The sequence below is a fragment of the Parasphingorhabdus sp. genome (genome assembly GCF_036964565.1).
Taxonomy (GTDB): domain Bacteria; phylum Pseudomonadota; class Alphaproteobacteria; order Sphingomonadales; family Sphingomonadaceae; genus Parasphingorhabdus.
Genome location: NZ_JBALTN010000004.1, coordinates 227,527 through 244,372 on the forward strand (window position 1 = coordinate 227,527; position 16,846 = coordinate 244,372).

Annotated in this window: 18 protein-coding genes, 1 tRNA gene and 1 pseudogene; 13 read left to right on the forward strand and 7 right to left on the reverse strand. The window is 62.2% G+C overall.

Annotated elements, in window-relative coordinates:
- Nucleotides 1-8: 8 nt before the first annotated feature.
- Together V7650_RS07105 and rpsU are read right to left on the reverse strand one after the other, a co-directional pair.
- Nucleotides 9-590 (reverse strand): FKBP-type peptidyl-prolyl cis-trans isomerase, encoded by a 582-nt coding sequence (locus tag V7650_RS07105; protein ID WP_335655559.1) that lies wholly within the window; start codon nt 588-590, stop codon nt 9-11.
- 36 nt (nt 591-626) lie between these two features.
- Complete coding sequence (gene rpsU, locus V7650_RS07110) at nt 627-833, reverse strand: 30S ribosomal protein S21 (RefSeq protein ID WP_067197663.1); 207 nt, start codon at nt 831-833, stop codon at nt 627-629.
- A gap of 259 nt (nt 834-1,092) precedes the next feature.
- Between rpsU and V7650_RS07115 the strand changes: the two genes are divergently transcribed.
- The 4 genes from V7650_RS07115 to V7650_RS07130 all read left to right on the forward strand — a co-directional run bounded on the left by V7650_RS07115 (nt 1,093) and on the right by V7650_RS07130 (nt 3,770).
- The gene (locus V7650_RS07115; RefSeq protein ID WP_335655560.1) at nt 1,093-1,857 is read left to right on the forward strand and encodes a class II aldolase/adducin family protein; all 765 of its coding nucleotides are present in this window, start codon (nt 1,093-1,095) and stop codon (nt 1,855-1,857) included.
- A 200-nt stretch (nt 1,858-2,057) separates the two neighbouring features.
- Nucleotides 2,058-2,597, forward strand: a complete 540-nt coding sequence (locus tag V7650_RS07120; RefSeq protein ID WP_335655561.1) for a (2Fe-2S)-binding protein — start codon at nt 2,058-2,060, stop codon at nt 2,595-2,597.
- Between the two features lie 26 nt (nt 2,598-2,623).
- Nucleotides 2,624-2,974: an arsenate reductase (glutaredoxin) gene (gene arsC / locus V7650_RS07125; protein ID WP_335655562.1), complete on the forward strand. Its 351-nt coding sequence runs from the start codon at nt 2,624-2,626 to the stop codon at nt 2,972-2,974.
- Nucleotides 2,975-3,020: 46 nt separating this feature from the next.
- The gene (locus V7650_RS07130) at nt 3,021-3,770 is read left to right on the forward strand and encodes a ParA family protein (RefSeq protein ID WP_335655563.1); all 750 of its coding nucleotides are present in this window, start codon (nt 3,021-3,023) and stop codon (nt 3,768-3,770) included.
- Here the strand turns inward: V7650_RS07130 and V7650_RS07135 are convergent.
- Nucleotides 3,767-6,136 (reverse strand): putative bifunctional diguanylate cyclase/phosphodiesterase, encoded by a 2,370-nt coding sequence (locus tag V7650_RS07135; RefSeq protein ID WP_442955269.1) that lies wholly within the window; start codon nt 6,134-6,136, stop codon nt 3,767-3,769. The two genes, V7650_RS07130 and V7650_RS07135, sit on opposite strands and share 4 nt — an antisense overlap.
- A 91-nt stretch (nt 6,137-6,227) precedes the next feature.
- On the reverse strand, nt 6,228-7,958 hold the full coding sequence (locus tag V7650_RS07140) for a fatty acyl-AMP ligase (RefSeq protein ID WP_335655565.1): 1,731 nt from the start codon (nt 7,956-7,958) through the stop codon (nt 6,228-6,230).
- A 184-nt stretch (nt 7,959-8,142) separates the two neighbouring features.
- Between V7650_RS07140 and V7650_RS07145 the strand changes: the two genes are divergently transcribed.
- The 5 genes and pseudogenes from V7650_RS07145 to V7650_RS07165 all read left to right on the forward strand — a co-directional run.
- Complete coding sequence (locus V7650_RS07145) at nt 8,143-8,667, forward strand: regulatory protein RecX (RefSeq protein ID WP_335655566.1); 525 nt, start codon at nt 8,143-8,145, stop codon at nt 8,665-8,667.
- 145 nt (nt 8,668-8,812) lie between these two features.
- Nucleotides 8,813-9,433, forward strand: a complete 621-nt coding sequence (locus V7650_RS07150) for a cold-shock protein (RefSeq protein ID WP_335655567.1) — start codon at nt 8,813-8,815, stop codon at nt 9,431-9,433.
- 17 nt (nt 9,434-9,450) lie between these two features.
- Nucleotides 9,451-9,942, forward strand: coding sequence for a DUF192 domain-containing protein (locus V7650_RS07155; RefSeq protein ID WP_335655568.1), 492 nt, complete (start codon nt 9,451-9,453; stop codon nt 9,940-9,942).
- An 83-nt stretch (nt 9,943-10,025) separates the two neighbouring features.
- Nucleotides 10,026-10,433, forward strand: a complete 408-nt coding sequence (locus tag V7650_RS07160; RefSeq protein WP_335655569.1) for an NADH:ubiquinone oxidoreductase subunit NDUFA12 — start codon at nt 10,026-10,028, stop codon at nt 10,431-10,433.
- A 185-nt stretch (nt 10,434-10,618) separates the two neighbouring features.
- A pseudogene (locus V7650_RS07165) lies at nt 10,619-10,870 on the forward strand (DUF2155 domain-containing protein); the annotation flags it as partial.
- A 35-nt stretch (nt 10,871-10,905) separates the two neighbouring features.
- Here V7650_RS07165 and aat read toward each other — a convergent pair.
- A complete protein-coding gene (gene aat / locus V7650_RS07170) occupies nt 10,906-11,763 on the reverse strand; it encodes a leucyl/phenylalanyl-tRNA--protein transferase (protein ID WP_335655570.1) in 858 nt (285 codons plus the stop codon).
- Between the two features lie 63 nt (nt 11,764-11,826).
- A complete protein-coding gene (locus tag V7650_RS07175) occupies nt 11,827-12,732 on the reverse strand; it encodes a hydrogen peroxide-inducible genes activator (RefSeq protein ID WP_335655571.1) in 906 nt (301 codons plus the stop codon).
- A gap of 388 nt (nt 12,733-13,120) precedes the next feature.
- On the opposite strand from V7650_RS07175, the gene nhaA reads away from it, so the two are divergent.
- From nhaA to V7650_RS07190, 3 genes are all read left to right on the forward strand, one after another.
- Nucleotides 13,121-14,302 carry a Na+/H+ antiporter NhaA gene (nhaA, locus tag V7650_RS07180; RefSeq protein ID WP_335655572.1) on the forward strand — a complete coding sequence of 394 codons (1,182 nt, stop codon included), beginning with the start codon at nt 13,121-13,123 and terminating at the stop codon, nt 14,300-14,302.
- Nucleotides 14,303-14,411: 109 nt separating this feature from the next.
- Complete coding sequence (locus V7650_RS07185) at nt 14,412-14,807, forward strand: YbaN family protein (protein ID WP_335655573.1); 396 nt, start codon at nt 14,412-14,414, stop codon at nt 14,805-14,807.
- 54 nt (nt 14,808-14,861) lie between these two features.
- Nucleotides 14,862-16,082: an aromatic ring-hydroxylating oxygenase subunit alpha gene (locus V7650_RS07190; protein WP_335655574.1), complete on the forward strand. Its 1,221-nt coding sequence runs from the start codon at nt 14,862-14,864 to the stop codon at nt 16,080-16,082.
- A 69-nt stretch (nt 16,083-16,151) separates the two neighbouring features.
- On the opposite strand, the gene V7650_RS07195 is transcribed toward V7650_RS07190, so the two are convergent.
- A complete protein-coding gene (locus tag V7650_RS07195) occupies nt 16,152-16,526 on the reverse strand; it encodes a PilZ domain-containing protein (RefSeq protein ID WP_335655575.1) in 375 nt (124 codons plus the stop codon).
- Between the two features lie 236 nt (nt 16,527-16,762).
- Between V7650_RS07195 and V7650_RS07200 the strand changes: the two genes are divergently transcribed.
- Nucleotides 16,763-16,838 (forward strand) — tRNA-Trp (locus V7650_RS07200).
- The last annotated feature ends 8 nt before the right edge of the window (nt 16,839-16,846 follow it).

The window sequence follows — 16,846 nt, forward strand, 5'->3', positions numbered from 1 at the left end:
CGACGGATTTACTGACCGGGTGCGACCGGTGCGCCGGGGGCCATGCCCTGCGCCTGCATCTGCTGGCGCAATTCTTCCATCTGCGCCTGCGAAATGAAATCGAGCAGGCTCACGTCGAAAATGAGAAGACTGTTGGGCGGGATCTGCTCGCCGGGCGATGCTTCGCCATAGGCCAGGTCCGACGGGATCCAGATGCGATATTCGCCGCCCTTTTGCATCAGCTGCAACGCTTCGGAGAAACCGGGAACAACGGCGCCGACGGGCATCGGAGCCTGCTCGTTGGCATCGAACACCGTGCCATCGCGCAACGTGCCTTCATATTTGACCAGCGCGGTATCGGTGGCGGTGGGAGACGGTCCCTCGCCTGGCTTGAGTATCTTGTACTGCAGGCCCGATGCGGTCGTCTCTACCCCGTCCTCGTCAGCATTGGCCGCGAGAAACTGCTCGTTGCTCGCGCCCGTGACGACGGCATTTTCCGTGCCCGCAAAAGCGAGAAGCAGCGCCGCGGCGACAATCAGCGCGAGGCCGATCCAGAGCTTGGTCAGCGCGCCTTTCTTGATGGGGTGAATCGGAACCGTGGTGACAGACATGGGCAGGCTACCTTAATGTTCGTGGAGCCGAAGCGCTTAAATCAGACCGTCGCGTTCCATCCGCTTGCGGTCCATCTTGCGGGCACGGCGAACGGCAGCAGCCTTTTCGCGGGCGCGCTTTTCGGACGGCTTTTCGTAATGGCGACGAAGCTTCATTTCGCGATAAACGCCTTCACGCTGCAGCTTTTTCTTGAGCGCCCGCAGCGCCTGATCAACATTATTATCGCGAACCATGATTTGCATAAGACTGAGTAACTCCGTTCAAATTTCGTAGCGGACCAGAAGCAATTTCTTCTGGCCTGAATTGGTGTAAAAGCCATAAAAAAGGGTTTGCCGCAGAATCATTCTGCTTCAATCTCGGGCCGCCTATCAATTTCTCGGGGCCGAAGCAAGCTTTTAGACGATAATTCGCCGGAATGACAGGCGCTTTGCATTCCCGTTTCCGGTGCTTTGCGATAGAAGCGCTTCAGGAGACCCAGTCAGCCGATTCGAGGAGAGAAAAATGGCCACCGCGATCAATGTCCAGTCCAGCTGCAGCGAAGAGGAATGGAAGGCGCGCCAGAAGCTCGCCGCCTGCTACCGCATTTTCGCCTATCTTGGCTGGGACGAGCTGATCTTCAACCATGTCACACTGAAGGTGCCGGGCGAGGACAATGCCTTTCTCATCAATCCCTACGGCCTGCATTTCAGCGAAGTGACGGCCTCGACCCTGGTCAAGATCGACATCGAGGGCAACACGCTCGACGGCTCGACCTATCCGGTGAACAAGGCCGGCTTCACCCAGCACAGCCTGTTCCACCGCGAGCTGCCCGATGTCCATGCGATCATCCACACCCATACCACCGCGACGATGGCGGTGTCCTCGGTCGAAGGCGGCCTGCAACCGATCAATTTCTATGCCGCGGCGGTCGTCCCGCGCCTTGCCTATCACAAGTTCGAAGGCATTACCGTGCACGAGGACGAGGGACCCCGGTTCCTCGCCAGCCTCGGCAACAAGCGGATGATGATGCTGGAAAATCACGGACCCGTGGTGATGGGCCGGACGCTGGAGCAGGCGTTCCTCAATCACTGGGTGCTGCAACGCGCCTGCGAAATCCAGATGCAGACCCTGTCGATGGGCAAGCCCGTCATGATCGGCGAAGCGGTGATCAGGAAGCATCTCGAGAACCTGTCCCAGGCCTCGATCGATCCGCTGCAGCAGGGTGTTCCCGAATTCGAGGCGATGGTGCGGCTCGTCGATCGCGAAGACCGGAGCTGGCGGGAGTAATCTGCGGCATGCGTCATTTGGTGTTTGTATGAATCAACCAAGGCCGTCATTGCGAGCGCAGCGAAGCAATCCAGAGCGGCCATCACCAACGGTGGCGGCTGGACGCCCTGGATTGCCGCGTCGCCTTCGGCTCCTCGCAATGACGTGCTTGGCGCAACAGGAAATTCATCAAACACGTTCAGGATGACGAGTATAGCCACATGACCAAATTCACCGTCAACGACCGGCCGGTCTGGTACCGGATGGACCCGGAAACGCCCTTGCTCTGGGCGCTGCGCGACGCGTCCAACCTGACCGGCACGAAATATGGCTGCGGCACCGGCGACTGCGGCGCCTGCATGGTCGAGATCGACGGCGAGGCGATCCGCTCCTGCCTGGTCACCATCGGCGAGCTGGAAGGCCGTTTCGTGACCACGATCGAAGCGCTGTCGCGCGATCGCAGCCATCCGGTGCAGCAGGCATGGGCCGCGGAAAACGTGCCGCAATGCGGCTTCTGCCAGTCCGGCATGATCATGGCCGCGGCGGTGCTGCTGAAGAAAAATTCCAATCCCTCGAAGGCCGCGATCGACGAGGCGATCACCAATATCTGCCGCTGCGGCACCTATCCGCGGATTCGTGAGGCGATCCAGCGCGCCGGTCGCGTCGCCCGCGGGGAAGCCGTGCTCAGCGCCGCGCCGCCGCCGGGGATCGACCCCGAAGATGCCGCCAGGGCGGTGCCGGCGCTCACGCCGAAGCCATAGCCCGTTTGGCCCCACAGGAGAGAAACATGAAAGCAACCATCTGGCACAATCCGAAATGCGGCACCTCGCGCAAGACGCTGGCAATCCTGGAGGAAACGCCCGGCGTTGAGCTGACGGTCGTCGAATATCTGAAACACCCGCCGAGCCGTGCCAGGCTGAAACAGCTGTTCGACGATGCTGGCATGACCCCGCAGGAAGGCCTAAGGGTGCGCGGGTCTCCGGCAGAAGAGCTGGGCCTGACGAAGGCAGACGCGACCGCTGAGCAGATTCTGGATGCCATGGCGGAAGAGCCGATCCTGATCAACCGGCCGCTGGTCGAGACCGACAAGGGGGTCCGGCTGTGCCGCCCGCAGGAGCTGGTCCACGAAATTCTCTGACTCGCGGCACCAAAGCGCGGTCAGAGCAACGGAAGCGGGAACTACGATGGCAGTCATCGCGATTTACAGCATGAAAGGCGGGGTCGGCAAAAGCTGTTCGGCGGTCAGCCTGGCATGGAACAGCGCGGTCGGCAGTTCCCGTCGCACATTGCTCTGGGATCTCGATCCGCAAGGCGCCGCCTCGTTCATGCTGCGCGGAGACCATAAGGAGAGGGATCGTGCCCGGGCCATGGTCGCGGGCACCATCAAGCCGGAGAAGCTGATCAAGCCGACGGACATAGACAATCTGGACCTGCTGGCAGCGGATGTCTCGCTGCGGGGTCTCGACCGGCTGTTCTTCCAGATCGGCAAGAAACGCTATCTCGGCAAGCTGCTCAGGCAGCTCGGCAGCGACTATGACCGGATCATTCTCGACTGTCCGCCCGGACTGACGGAAACGAGCGAGCAGATCCTGCGCAACGCCGATATCGTCGTGGTCCCGGTCATACCGTCGCCGCTGTCGGAGCGCGCGCTGGTCGACGTCCAGATGTTTCTGGACAGCAGCGGCAAGAAACATGCGCCCCTGCTGCCGGTGTACACGATGGTCGACCGCCGCCGGGCGATCCACAAGCAGAGCCTGGCCCGAAAGCCGAAATGGCCGGTGATCCCGATGTCGAGCGCGGTCGAGCATATGACGAAATTGCAGCAGCCGGTCGGCAGTTTTGCGCCGCGCAGCCCTGCGGCGCAGGCCTATGCCCTCATCTGGCGCGGGATCGAGAAGCGGCTGGCGAAAGACAGCGCCGCCAAATCCGGCTAGGCCGACCTTTTGCCATATTCGGCGGGTTCGGCCTCAAACGTACCGAACAGATCGCGGGCGTTCTCGGCGATCATCGGCCGCCCGAAATAATAGCCCTGGATTTTGCGGCAGCCCAGCTTCTTGATCATCCGCACTTCCTCCTCGGTCTCCGCGCCCTCGGCGGTCGTGGACATGCCCAAGGCATCGGCCATCGCCACCACCGCGCGGATGATGGCAAGGCTTTCCGGGGCGTTCTTGGCCGCTCCCTGAACAAAGCTCCGGTCAACCTTGATCGTCGTGAACCGGGTCTTGCGCAGATAGCCAAGCGAGGAATAGCCGGTACCGAAATCATCAAGCGACAGATTGATGCCCAGGGCGATGATCTGATCCAGCACTTCTGCAGCGCCGGTGCCTTCGCGCATGAAGATGCTCTCGGTCACCTCTATTTCCAGACGGTCGGGCGGCAGGCCGCTGTCTTCGAGCGCGGACACCACCATCGACAGGAAATTCGCTTCGGTGAGCTGGTCGGCCGAGACATTGACCGCGACCTTGACCGTGGACGGCCAATGCATGGCTTCCTTGCACGCCGTTCTCATCACCCACTCGCCGATCGGCACGATCAGCCGCGCTTCTTCGGCCAGCGGCACGAACTTGGCGGGAGAAACATTGCCGAACTGCGGGCTTGCCCAGCGCAGCAGCGCCTCGAATCCGACGACCCCGCCCGAATCGGCGCTGACCACCGGCTGGTAGTTGAGCAGCAGCTCGTCGCTCTCCAACGCCTTGCGCAGGGCCATTTCCATGACGCGGCGCTCTTCCGCCTGGACGTGAAGCTTGGGTTCGTAATGCGTGAAGGCACCGCCGCCCTGGTCCTTGGATCGATAGAGGGCCAGATCGGCGCTGCGCATCAGCGTTTCGACCGTGCGTCCGTCCCGCGGACCAATAGCCGTGCCGACGCTGGCACCGATATAGAGCGTGTGCTGGTCGACCTCATAGGGGCGGGACAGCGTGTCGATGATCTTCTTGGCCAGCAATTCCATATAGCTGGTGTCGCTGGCATCCTTCACCACCACCGCAAACTCGTCGCCGCCGAGACGGCCGCAAAGCTCATTCTCTGTCATGATCGACCGGAGCCGCTCGGAGACCCGGGCCAGCAAGCGGTCGCCGACCGGATGGCCCAGCGTGTCGTTCACTGCCTTGAACCGGTCGAGGTCGATCATCATGAACCCGCAGCGGCCGCTCCATTGTTCCGAGGCCTGCATCGCCTTTCTCACCGCATCGGTCAGCTGCAGCCGGTTCGGGAGGCGGGTCAGCGTATCGAACCGCGCCAGATGGGAGATCTTGTCGGCCGATTCCCGCTGCTCGGTAATATCGGACCCGACGCCGCGAAACCCGTGGAATATGCCGTTGTCGTCAAGCTTTGGCGATGCCGACAATTCCCACCAGCGGTTTTCCCCGTTGATCTGGACCGAAACCAGCATATTGCTGAAACTGTCGCGACGCTTCAGCTTGTCGGCCAGTTCGTGCAAGGCGGCAGAAAAATTGCCGCTTTCCCATGCTTCCCCGGCGACAAGTTGCAGGAACGGCTTGCCCTCGATTTCCTCGGGCGGCTTGCCGAGAGCATGGGCAAAGCGCGGCGAGGCGTGGGTGATCCGGCGCGATGTATCGGTCTGCCACAGCCAGTCGGCGCCCGTGTCCTCGAACTCCTTCAGCAGCAGGCTGACCACTTCGCTTTTCTCGGTGAGGCTGGCTTCCGCAACCCTTCGATCGATGAACGAGCGACCGGTCTTCAGGCACGCCGATATCAGCAGCACAGCGATCGCCAGCGAGGCGACCGCGAGATGGATATTGCCGACGTAGACCCAGCCCACGCACAGCCCGGCAGAAGCCGTGGATATGAACAATATGCTGCTGAGCGGCATGGTCGAGAACAGCATCGCCGCCCCGACCATCAGGCAGACGATCGTCACCCACACCGGGATCATCACCAGGAGATCGGTGCTGAACGCGAACATCAGGAAGCCCGAGGCCCACAGCAATCCGGCAACCAGCGAGGTCAGATAGACCATCGTCATGTCGCTTCGGCTGATCGACTTGCGCTGCCAGGCCAGCTGTTTGCGGAACAGCATGTGGCCATAAACGTAGAGGGTGCAAATCCCGCCCAGCCAAAGCGCCAGCAGCAGCAGATTGACCTGGCCGATGCCCCACTGCACGGTAAGCAGGGCGCAGACGACCGCCGCAACGATCTTCAGCAAGCCATGCTCCTGATTGCCGTTGAACTGCAGCGCCCGAATCCGGCCCCAGTCGATCCCCGGCGGATCGGAAAGACCGAGCAAGACGCGCAGCGGGATATCCCGCGGCAGAGCGGATTGGGAAATAGTTTTCAACACCCGCCTGTAGTAGGCAAAATTTCTTAGCGAAACGTAAGGAACGCCTTAATTTTTTGTTTCCGATGTTCTGATAAACAAACGTTAATCACATTCACGCGGCGACCGCATAGGGCTGGATGTCTCCCGAGAGGTAGAGGTTGCGGGCCTTGGCACGGCTGAGCTTGCCCGAACTGGTCCGCGGCAGGGTGCGTGGCGGCACCAGCTCGATGACGCAATTCATGCCGGTGATCGCCCTCACCTTGTCCCGGATCTCGTTCCACAGCCGGAGACGCTCGATCTCGTCGGAGGTCCGGCACTGGACGAGCACCGCCGGCGTTTCCTCGCCGCCCGGCGTGGTGATCGCAAAGGCGGCGATATCGCCCGCCTTGAAGCCGGGCAACTGCTCGACCGCCCATTCGATGTCCTGCGGCCAGTGATTCTTGCCGTTGATGATGATCATGTCCTTGGCGCGGCCGACGATGTAGAGATAGCCGTTCGACAGATAGCCCATGTCGCCGGTGTCGAGCCAGCCGTCGACCAGACAGGCATCGGTGGCCTCCTGGTCGCGATAATAGCAGTCCATCACCGCCGGGCTTTTCATCCATACCTTGCCGACCGACTTTTCGGCCAGAACCGCGCCATTTTCCTCGCGGATTTCCAGCAGGGTGTCGCGGACCGGCTTGCCGCAATTGACAATCGCGCGGTAGCGCTTCGGACGGCTGCCATCGCTCTGTTTTTCCCCGGACAGCTCGGTTTCCTCGACCAGTTCCACTTCCATGCCTTCGCCGGAGGGCATCAGGGTCACGGCCAGGGTCGCTTCCGCCAGGCCATAGCTCGGCAGGAACGCCTTGGCATTGAATCCCGCCGCCGCGAAGGCATCGGTGAACCGCTGCATCACGTCGGGCCGGATCATGTCGGCGCCGTTGCCGGCCAGCCGCCAGCGCGACAGGTCGAACCGCTCTTGGACGTTGGACTGGCTGCCGATCCGGCGCGCGCAGATCTCGTAACCGAAGGTCGGCGAGAAGCTGCAGGACGTGCCAGGATTGCGGGTGATCAGGTCCAGCCACGACAGTGGCCGGCGCGCAAAATCGGCGGTCTTGAGATAATCGGTGGAAACCTGGTTGGCGACCATCGACAGGAAGCAGCCGACCAGTCCCATGTCGTGGTAGAAGGGCAGCCACGAAATGCAGCGATCGGTATCGTTGATCAGCATGCCGTGCGCGTGCGACCCCAGATTGTGCAGCAGCGCCTTGTGCGACACGGCGACGCCATGCGGGAAGCGGGTCGACCCGCTGGAATATTGCAGATAGGCGATATCGCTGCTGGTCGCCGCGGGCAGTTCGGTGTCCGGCGCATCCTGCTCGGCAAAGGCATCCCAGCCGACCACCGGAATAGACCGCGACTGGCCGGCGGCCGCCGCCAGGTCCGCAATTTCGTCCGGATAGAGCAAGATTGCCGGGTCGCAGCTGTCCAGCTGGACACCGATCTGGTCGATATAGCTTTCCTTGCCGCCAAAGGATGTCGGCAGTGGCAACGGCACCGGCAACGCACCGGCATAGACAGCACCGAAAAACAGCGCGCAGAACTGTGGTTCCGTATCGGCGATCAGGGCGACGCGGTCACCCGGCTTGATCCCCGCGGCAATCAGCCGCCTGGCCCCCGACAAGGCATCCTCACGCAGTTCGCGGAACGGATAGGCGCGCACCAGCGACGCCCGGGCATCGTGAAAATTGAAGCCCTTGCTGCCTTGCGCGGCATAGTCCAGGGCTTCCCCCAGCGTCTCGAAATCGGAAAAACGGCGCGGCAGCTCGTCCAAGGTCGGGGTCGGTGTCAGTTCGGTCATCCAATATCCATTTCCGGAAGGTCCAGCCTTCCTAAAATCAATCTGCTTCGCTCGCCAAGGGAAAAAATGTCGCAATGACGTTCCTTTAGCCGCATCTGCAAAGGTCATTGATGACCTCTGGCGTTTAAATTTCGACCCGACTGTGGCACAAAAAGGGCAAAGGCGACAGCTGAAGGGCAAACCGTTGAAAAACAGCGTTAAAACGTTAGATCAGAAGAGCCTGCATCAGCTGGCCCTGCGCTATGTCGAGCGATATGCGACAACCCGGAAAAAACTTGCGGATTATCTGCACCGGAAAATCAGCGAACGGGAATGGCAAGGCCCGGACTCACCTGAGGTCGAACAACTGGTCGAACGCTTTGCCGAACTGGGCTATATCGACGATGCACTCTACGCGCAGAACAAGGCAACCGCCCTTGTCCGGCGCGGCTATGGAAGCCGACGGGTATCGCAGGCCCTGTACCAGGCGGGGATCAGCGAAACCGATGGCCGTGAGGCGTTCCAGATCAGCGACGCGAACAAATGGGCGGCGGCGGACAAATTTGCGCGAAAGCGAAAAATCGGCCCCTATGCGGAACGTCGGCAGGACCCGGACATGTGCCGCAAGCATTTACAGGCCTTTCTTCGCGCCGGCCATGACTTTGCCGTGGCGAACCGTTATGTTTCTGCCGGACCGGGCGAAGAAATATCCGGGGAAGACGAGGCATGAAGGCCACGGCCAGCAGGCCATCTTGATGAGTTCGGCCGCGCTGCTGTCAAGAATCGCCAGTTCGATAATATTGTGATATAGACTGCAAGACGAGTCGAAATCTGTTAGACATTTGAATTGGCTTAGTTTTGTTCGGAGATGCATCGTGGCAAGCTTGTTTGCGGAACCAGACCCTGCGGATGATCAGGCAGCCCAATCCGGCCAGGATGACCAGACCTCGACCAGCGGCGAACTGCGGCGCGCAAAAGGCCGGGTCAAATGGTTCGACAGCCACCGCGGCTTCGGCTTCATTGTCCCGGAAAAGGGGCTTGGCGATGGTGATGACACTGTCCCGACATCCGACATACTCGTGCACTGGAGCCTGCTGGAATCGCTCGGCACGCGCGAATTGCCGGAAATGGCGGTGGTAACCTGCGAATATGCCGTTGCGCCCAAAGGCCTCCAGGCAACCCGAATTCTCGACATTGATCTGTCGGCATGCAGCACCAGGGCCGAGCGGTCGGCGACCACCGGTACCCGCAAGGCGGTCCATATCGTGGACGACAGTTCCGCCTTCGTCGATGCCGAGGTGAAATGGTTCAACCGCGCCAAAGGCTACGGCTTCCTGATCAGCGACGATTTTGCCGGGGATATCTTCATCCATATGGAAACGATCCGCGATGCGGGCATCGCCGAAATCTATCCCGGACAGACTTTGCTGGTCCGCATCAAGGACGGAAATCGTGGCCATATGGCCGTACAAATTTGTCTGCCGCCTGCAGACTGAAACAGAAAAGCACATCGATGATCAAGATTCTCAATGCGTTGGCGCTGTCCTTGGCACTGGCGGCCCTGCCAGGCTGCTATGGAGCGACCGGCGACACCGCCGCGGCAAGCCTCAAGGCCGAATTGCCGCGCTCCGAAGCCGGGCTCGAGCAGGTCAGGCTTCGTGTCCGCACCGCAGAGGCAACCCACGCATTCGTGGTGGAAGTCGCGGCCAGCGTGGCGGAGCAGGCACAGGGCCTGATGTTTCGCACCGAACTGGCCCCGGACCGCGGCATGATCTTCCCGTTTCCGCAGGACCGGATGGCCAGTTTCTGGATGAAAAACACGGTCATTCCGCTGGATATCATCTTCATCCGCCGGGACGGCACCATCGAATCGATTGCCGCCAATACCATTCCCTACTCGCTGGCTCCGGTCCGCTCTAACGAGCCGGTCGCGACCGTGCTGGAAATTGCGGCCGGACGGGCAGCGGAACTCGGCCTGCAGGCGGGTGACAGCGTCACTTGGTAGCGACGATCCTTCATGGCCGGCCATCCTCCCTATTTGATATTTTTTCGTTGCGGAGCGTATGGCTGCGGGGCTAAGCGAGCGGCATGAGCATATTGGCGAACATTTTCACTTGGTGGGACGGGGCAACGATCGGCACCTCCCTGTTCAGCGCCCGCAACGGCAAACGCGTCGGCGAGGATGTGTTCGGCAATGTCTATTTCCAGACAAAAAAGCCCGGCAACAGCCATCCCGCAGGCAAGCGCTGGGTCATCTACAAGGGCGCCAACGACGCCAGCCGGGTACCGCCGGAATGGCACGGCTGGCTGCATCACAGCTTTGACGATATTCCGGAAAGCCATATGCCGCAGGCGCGCATCTGGGAAAAGGAACCAAGCGGCAATCTGACCGGTACAGCGCGGGCCTATCGTCCGGCAGGGGCGCTCGAGCAGGGCGGTCACCGGGCACCGGCGACCGGCGATTACGAACCATGGAATCCCGCCGAAGCGGAATGACAGGCATGGCCCGCCCATCCATTTTGTTTCCGACGCTGGCGGCGACGCTGCTGGTCGCCGGCTGCGGCTGGCTGGGCAGCGACAATGTCGACGAAAATGCCACCGGCCAGGCGGCTGAAAAGGGCAAGGTGGCCGCAACCGACGGTGACCTCGTCGCATCGGTGACAGATCAGCTCGGCACGCCGATGGCGGAACGGGTTGCCACGCTCGGTTTTCTCAACAAGCGCAACGGCCTTACCCGCGACCTCGAGCTGAAACCCGGCCAGTCGATTCGCATCGGCCGCGCCATCGTCCGCCTCCGGGCCTGCGAACGCACCGCCCCCTGGGAACTGACCCCGGAACAGGGCGCCTTTGTCCAGCTACTGGTGAACGAGCGACCGCCCAACCGTTCCGGCGAGGACCAGTGGAAGCGCGTCTTTTCCGGCTGGCTGTTCCGCGAATCGCCGTCGCTGAACGTGGTCGAGCACCCGATCTACGACGTCTGGGTCAAGAGCTGCGCGATGAGCTTCCCGGGCGAAGAGGAAGCGCCCGAAGGCGCGGTGGATCCGACCGCGCCGCGCGCATCGTCTTCCAACCTTGCCAACAGCGCGTCCAGCACCCCGAATGAGACGGATTCCGAACCGGCGACTCCGTCCCCGCCGCCATCGGCGCCCGCGCCCGCCGCCAGGCCCGCCCCGGCCCCCGGTACCGCGCCCGACGACGTGATCGGCGACCTGATCGCCGAAACCGGCGACGGCACATAGTCCCGGACCCGTTTGAGCTGTTCCAGATAGGCCTGCTGGCTGATCTCGATCGCGCCCAGCGACGCCAGATGGTCGGTCATGAACTGGCAATCCAGCAGCGGAAAGCCGCCGACTCTCAGCCGCGCCACCAGCCACGCCAGCGCCACTTTTGACGCGTCGCGGACGCGCGAGAACATGCTTTCCCCGCAAAATGCACCGCCGATCGCCAGGCCATAGAGACCGCCGACCAGATGTTCTTTACCGGTGGCGTCGTCGGTCAGCCAGCATTCGATACTGTGGGCGTGGCCAAGCGCGTGCAGCTGGTTGAACGCCTCCTCGATCTCGGCATTGATCCATGTCTCCCGGCGCTCGCCCGACTGCGCCGCACAGACCGCGATGACATCGGCAAAGGCTGCGTCGGCGGTGACCCGGAACCGATCGGATCTTATGGTCTTGCGCAGCGAACGCGACATCCGGAAATTGTCCAGCGGAATGATCGCCCGCGCCCGCGGCTCGACCCAGAAGGTTTCCGGGTCATCGCGCGCGTCGGCCATCGGAAATATGCCGGAGCCGTAAGCCTTTAGAAGAAGATCAAGATCAATGGTCATGCGCTGGGAATGTTCCGGTCCCTATCATTCGCCGAGGCATAAATCGAGACAGAATCCGCTATCTCAACCGGCCATCAGGACACGGGCTTCATCGGCAATTTTCTTGGCGATCTCAGCATATTCACTGGCAAAGCCGGCATTGGTGCGCCACGCCGCGCCGATGCTGCGGTTGACCGTCCAGCCCTCGACATCGAGCAGGGCGACGTCGCCGCCCCGCGCCAGTTCCGAACGGACATAAAGCTCCGGCAGGATCGCCAGCCCGAGCCCCGAGGCGACCATCTGGCGGACGCTGTCGAGACTGGTGCCCTCATAGTCGCGCAGCAGGTTCATGTCGTGCTGCTGGCACTGGCGGACAACGTCGCGGTGGAGATGGTGCCGCCGGTCGAGGCTGAGCACCGGCAGCCCCGCCAGGTCGGCCAGCGTCAGCTGCCCGCGGGTGGCCAGCGGATGATCCGGCGGCGCGACCAGGATCAGCGGCTCCCGGAACAGCGGCTCGATATGCAGATTCTCGCCCTCGATCGGCAAGGGACCCAGCAGCATATCGATCGAGCCCTTGGTCAGTTCCATCGCCTGCAGGTCGGGAATCCCCTCGCGCATGTAGAATCGCAGGTCGGGACGCGTGCGGTGCAGGGCGGCGATGACCGGCGGCATCAGATAGGGGCCCAGTGTCGGAGACACGCCGAAGCGCAGGATCCCCGCCAGGCTGTCGCTGGCCCGCTCGGCGAGGTCGCGGATATCCTTGACCTGTACCAGCACGTGGCGCGCCCGGTCGGCGATCTCCCGGCCAACCGGCGTCAGTTCGGCGCCATGGGTGCGGCGCTCCACCAGTGTCACCCCAAGCCTTTGCTCCAGCGTCCGCAGCTGGTGGCTCAGGGTCGGCTGCGAGGCGGCAGCCGCCTGCGCCGCCTTGCCGAAATGGCGATGATCGGCGACGGCGACGAGATATTCGAACTGGCGCAAGGTCGGCATGGGTCAGCGCTCCACTTATAGAAACAATCTATTGATACTTAGGAATTCATTCGATTGGATTTATCATCGACCGGCCCGCATATCAACCATATCGCTGCGAACGCACGATAAAATGAGGACATCAGGTGGCGCAATATACCAGCAATCGGACAGAAAGACATTATAACGCGGATTACCGCACGCAAAGCCTTAGCATCAGGGACGAACAGGGCCGCGCCCTCCGCGAATTGCAGCGCAGCCTGGCCGAACGCATCCGCGACACCGGGCAGCACGGCCGCAAGGCTCGGCCCCGCACGTCCGCCTAGCCACGGTCCCTCCCCCACCCCCCTGGGGCGGCAGCACTCCCTCACGTGCTCGCCGCCCCGATTTTTGAGATGAGGACACCGACATGGTCAAGAGGATGAACCGCGCCCTGCAGAATTTCATCGCGCAGGAAACCAGCGCCGGCATCGTCCTGTTCTGCGCCGCGCTGGCGGCGATGGTCGCCATGAACAGCGCGCTGGCGCCTTATTACCTGTCCTTTCTCGACATTCCGGTGGCCGTCCGGTTTGGCGGACTGGAAATCGCCAAGCCGCTGGCGCTGTGGATCAACGACGGCCTGATGGCGATCTTCTTCTTTCTGGTCGGTCTCGAGGTGAAGCGCGAACTGATCGAGGGCCAGCTCTCCAGCGTCGAACAGGCCTCGCTGCCGCTGATCGCGGCGGTCGGCGGCATGGCTGTTCCGGCCGCCATCTTTCTCTATTTCAACTGGAACATGCCGGCGAACATCAATGGCTGGGCGATCCCCGCAGCCACCGACATCGCCTTTGCCCTCGGCGTGCTGGCGTTACTGGGCCGGCATGCCCCGGTTTCGCTCAAGATATTGCTGCTCGCCATCGCCATCATCGACGATATCGGCGCGATCATCATCATCGCGCTGTTCTACACCGCCGAAGTCTCCGGCATTTCGCTGATGCTGGCCGGCGTCGGCACGCTCGCCCTGTTCGCGCTGAACCGCATGGGCGTGATCCGCACCGCACCCTATATTCTGGTCGGCATATTTCTCTGGATCTGCGTCCTCAAATCGGGCGTCCACGCCACCCTTGCCGGGGTCATCGCGGCCCTCGCCATTCCCCTTTCCGCGCCCGACGGCCGGTCCCCGCTCAAACGCCTCGAGCATATGCTGCATCCTTGGACCGCCTTTCTGGTGCTGCCGATATTCGCCTTCGCCAATGCCGGGGTCTCTCTGGCCGGGCTGGAGATCACCGACCTGATGGCACCGCTCGCCCTGGGCGTGGCCGCCGGTCTGGTGATCGGCAAGCAGCTCGGGGTCTTCGGCTTCATGTTCCTGGCGACCAGGCTCGGTCTGGTGAAGCCCCCGGCCGGCGTGACCTGGCTGCAGCTCTACGGGCTGGCCTGCCTGACCGGGATCGGCTTCACGATGAGCCTGTTCATCGGCAATCTCGCCTTTGTCGATCCCGGCCAGATCGAAACCGTCAAGCTCGGCGTGATCAGCGGCTCGCTGGTCTCGGGACTGCTGGGATATCTGCTGCTGCGCTTCGTCGCCTCTCCCGGCAGGACCACGGGATAACCAAACCCGGTTGCCGCCGGATCGCAAAGCAACCAGCGGCGCGCTCGCGGGTAGCAGACAGGGCCATCGAATCGGTCGCCTTTGCTGCAATCCATGCTAGAGAATCGCCATGAAACGACAATTATATCTGGCCGCCGGCCTGATCTCGGTCGCCCTGGGCGGCATCGGCGTGGTGCTGCCGCTGCTGCCGACCGTGCCGTTCATGATCCTGGCCGCCTTCTGCTTTGCCAATAGTTCGCCAAGGCTGGAAGCATGGCTGGTCGACCATCACGTTTTCGGCGGCCACATACGCAACTGGCGCGACCGGCGCGCGATCACCCGCCGCGGGAAATGGGCCGCCACCGTCGCCTTTGCCGCCAGCTGCGTCATCGCCCTGCTGTTCGTCAAGCTGCCCTGGAACCTGATTCCGATCGCGGCGGCGCTGATCAGCGGCAGCTGGATCTGGACCCGCAACGAGCCGGCCGCCGATATATTGCCCGTCCACCCCCCTTCGCATAAAGAATAGTTTCGGCTCCCGGCAGATATGATAATCTCTCCCCCAAATCTTTAGGAGAGAGACATGTCGCGGCAACAATTGTTGGAAATGACCCGTTCACTGGTTGAACATGGCAAGGCGGACACGATGGAGCTCGTCGACGACGTGGTGGCAATCCCCGCGTCCGACTATACCGACGAAGCCCGGTTCGAACGGGAGAAAAACCTGATCTTCAAGCGGCTGCCGCTGATGATGGCACCGTCCTGCGAACTGCCCGAACCCGGCTGCTACAAGGCGATGGACATGGCCGGCATCCCGGTCCTGATCACGCGCCAGAAGGACGGCACCGCCCAGGCCTTTCTCAACAGCTGCACCCACCGCGGCAATCCCGTCGCCGAGGGCAGCGGCAAGGCCACCCGCTTCACCTGCGGCTATCACGGCTGGACCTTCAAGAATGACGGCGACCTGCTCGCCATCGCCTCGCCGAAGGATTTCGGCACCGTCGACAAGGCCGCCTTCTGCCTGAAGAAATTCCCGACGCTCGAACGCGCCGGCCTGATCTGGGCGACGCTCGACCCCGACAGCACGCTCGACATCGAGGCTTATCTCTGCGGCTATGACAGCCTGCTGGAGCATTTCGGCTTCGACGGCTGGCACCTGTTCGACCAGCGCACCATTCCGGGTCCGAACTGGAAGACCGCCTATGACGGCTATCTCGATTTCTATCACCTGCCGGTGCTGCACAAGAACACGTTCGGCGCCGACTTTTTCAATCGCGCCAATTATTTTGCCTGGGGGCCGCACCAGCGGCTGTCCTCGCCCTCGAAATTTGTCCAGAAGACCGGCAGCGAGGAAAAGGTCGATCTCACCGAGATCGACGAGAAGGACTGGCCGATCGACGCGCTGCTGCAGGGCGTCTGGACGATCTTTCCGCATATCTCGATCGCCAGCTTCTACGGCGGCGGCGGTCGCGGCGCGATGATCTCGCAGCTGTTCCCCGGCGAAACCGTCGGCGAAAGCTACACCACGCAATTTTACGTGATGGAGCATGCCCCGACCGACGACGCCGTCCGCCAGGGCGCGCGCGACCAGTTCGACTTTCTCGAGACCGTGGTCGCGGAAGAGGATTACAAGACCGGCAAGCGCCAGCACGAGGCGCTGCAGTCGGGCCTGATCGACAAGGTCTGGTTCGGCCGCAACGAAGGCGGCGGACAGGCGTTCCACCAGTGGGTCGAACGGCTGACGGAGGCCGATGACGCGGAACTGGACCGGATCTTCGCGCCGCAATTGCAGGCGGCCGAGTAACCGCCCTCCGGCGCTGTCACAGTTTCCCCGGACCAGACTGGCCCGGGGAATATTCCCCGATCTGGCCGGTCAGCTCTGCGCTGGCGGATATCTCATGACAAAATGATCGAGTACTGCCTGGTTGAGCAGATTCTTGAACGAGCAGCCCATGCCCGCCGGATCATGGCGCACGACCTCCGCCTCCAGCGCGCCCAGGCCGGGCAGGGTCAGCCAGCACAAGGTGCCGGGATGCGCCTGGAGCAGGGCATCGCAGGAAAATCCGGCCAGCGACATGTCGAGGACATTGACCGGGAAGCTGCTGGAACAGGATAAGCGCATCTTCGCCGGGATCGCCAGCCGGTGACGAACGGCGCAGCGGTCTTCCTCTACGGCAATCGCATAAGGCATTGTCGCCAGGTCCCTGACCGGCGACACATCGGGCGTCCGAACCATTGAGTCTGTCATATTTACCTCCTCGGGGCCATTGCAATGGCAGTCGCATCCCGAATCCGCGGCGAGATGGCGACCCATGTTCTTTCCACCCTGCCGGTAAAGCCCGTGTGCCGGATTTCGGTAAACGGCGAAGGCTAACGCATTAACCATCGACCGCTTTGGCCGACCGCCAACAAACCCGCTTGCCGAATGCGTCGCGGGACGCTAATGCGCGAACCGGCTGCCGCGCGAGCGCGCAGCGGCCGTGCAGGAGTGTAGCTCAGTTGGTAGAGCATCGGTCTCCAAAACCGAGGGCCCACGGTTCGAGTCCGTGCACTCCTGCCATTTTTCCT

Excerpts from the sequence above, each read along its gene's own strand:
- V7650_RS07105 (WP_335655559.1), bottom strand. The coding sequence starts at position 590 with ATGTCTGTCACCACGGTTCCGATTCACCCCATCAAGAAAGGCGCGCTG.
- rpsU (WP_067197663.1), bottom strand. The coding sequence starts at position 833 with ATGCAAATCATGGTTCGCGATAATAATGTTGATCAGGCGCTGCGGGCG.
- V7650_RS07115 (WP_335655560.1), top strand. The coding sequence starts at position 1,093 with ATGGCCACCGCGATCAATGTCCAGTCCAGCTGCAGCGAAGAGGAATGG.
- V7650_RS07120 (WP_335655561.1), top strand. The coding sequence starts at position 2,058 with ATGACCAAATTCACCGTCAACGACCGGCCGGTCTGGTACCGGATGGAC.
- arsC (WP_335655562.1), top strand. The coding sequence starts at position 2,624 with ATGAAAGCAACCATCTGGCACAATCCGAAATGCGGCACCTCGCGCAAG.
- V7650_RS07130 (WP_335655563.1), top strand. The coding sequence starts at position 3,021 with ATGGCAGTCATCGCGATTTACAGCATGAAAGGCGGGGTCGGCAAAAGC.
- V7650_RS07140 (WP_335655565.1), bottom strand. The coding sequence starts at position 7,958 with ATGACCGAACTGACACCGACCCCGACCTTGGACGAGCTGCCGCGCCGT.
- V7650_RS07155 (WP_335655568.1), top strand. The coding sequence starts at position 9,451 with ATGATCAAGATTCTCAATGCGTTGGCGCTGTCCTTGGCACTGGCGGCC.
- V7650_RS07160 (WP_335655569.1), top strand. The coding sequence starts at position 10,026 with ATGAGCATATTGGCGAACATTTTCACTTGGTGGGACGGGGCAACGATC.
- aat (WP_335655570.1), bottom strand. The coding sequence starts at position 11,763 with ATGACCATTGATCTTGATCTTCTTCTAAAGGCTTACGGCTCCGGCATA.
- V7650_RS07175 (WP_335655571.1), bottom strand. The coding sequence starts at position 12,732 with ATGCCGACCTTGCGCCAGTTCGAATATCTCGTCGCCGTCGCCGATCAT.
- nhaA (WP_335655572.1), top strand. The coding sequence starts at position 13,121 with ATGGTCAAGAGGATGAACCGCGCCCTGCAGAATTTCATCGCGCAGGAA.
- V7650_RS07185 (WP_335655573.1), top strand. The coding sequence starts at position 14,412 with ATGAAACGACAATTATATCTGGCCGCCGGCCTGATCTCGGTCGCCCTG.
- V7650_RS07190 (WP_335655574.1), top strand. The coding sequence starts at position 14,862 with ATGTCGCGGCAACAATTGTTGGAAATGACCCGTTCACTGGTTGAACAT.
- V7650_RS07195 (WP_335655575.1), bottom strand. The coding sequence starts at position 16,526 with ATGACAGACTCAATGGTTCGGACGCCCGATGTGTCGCCGGTCAGGGAC.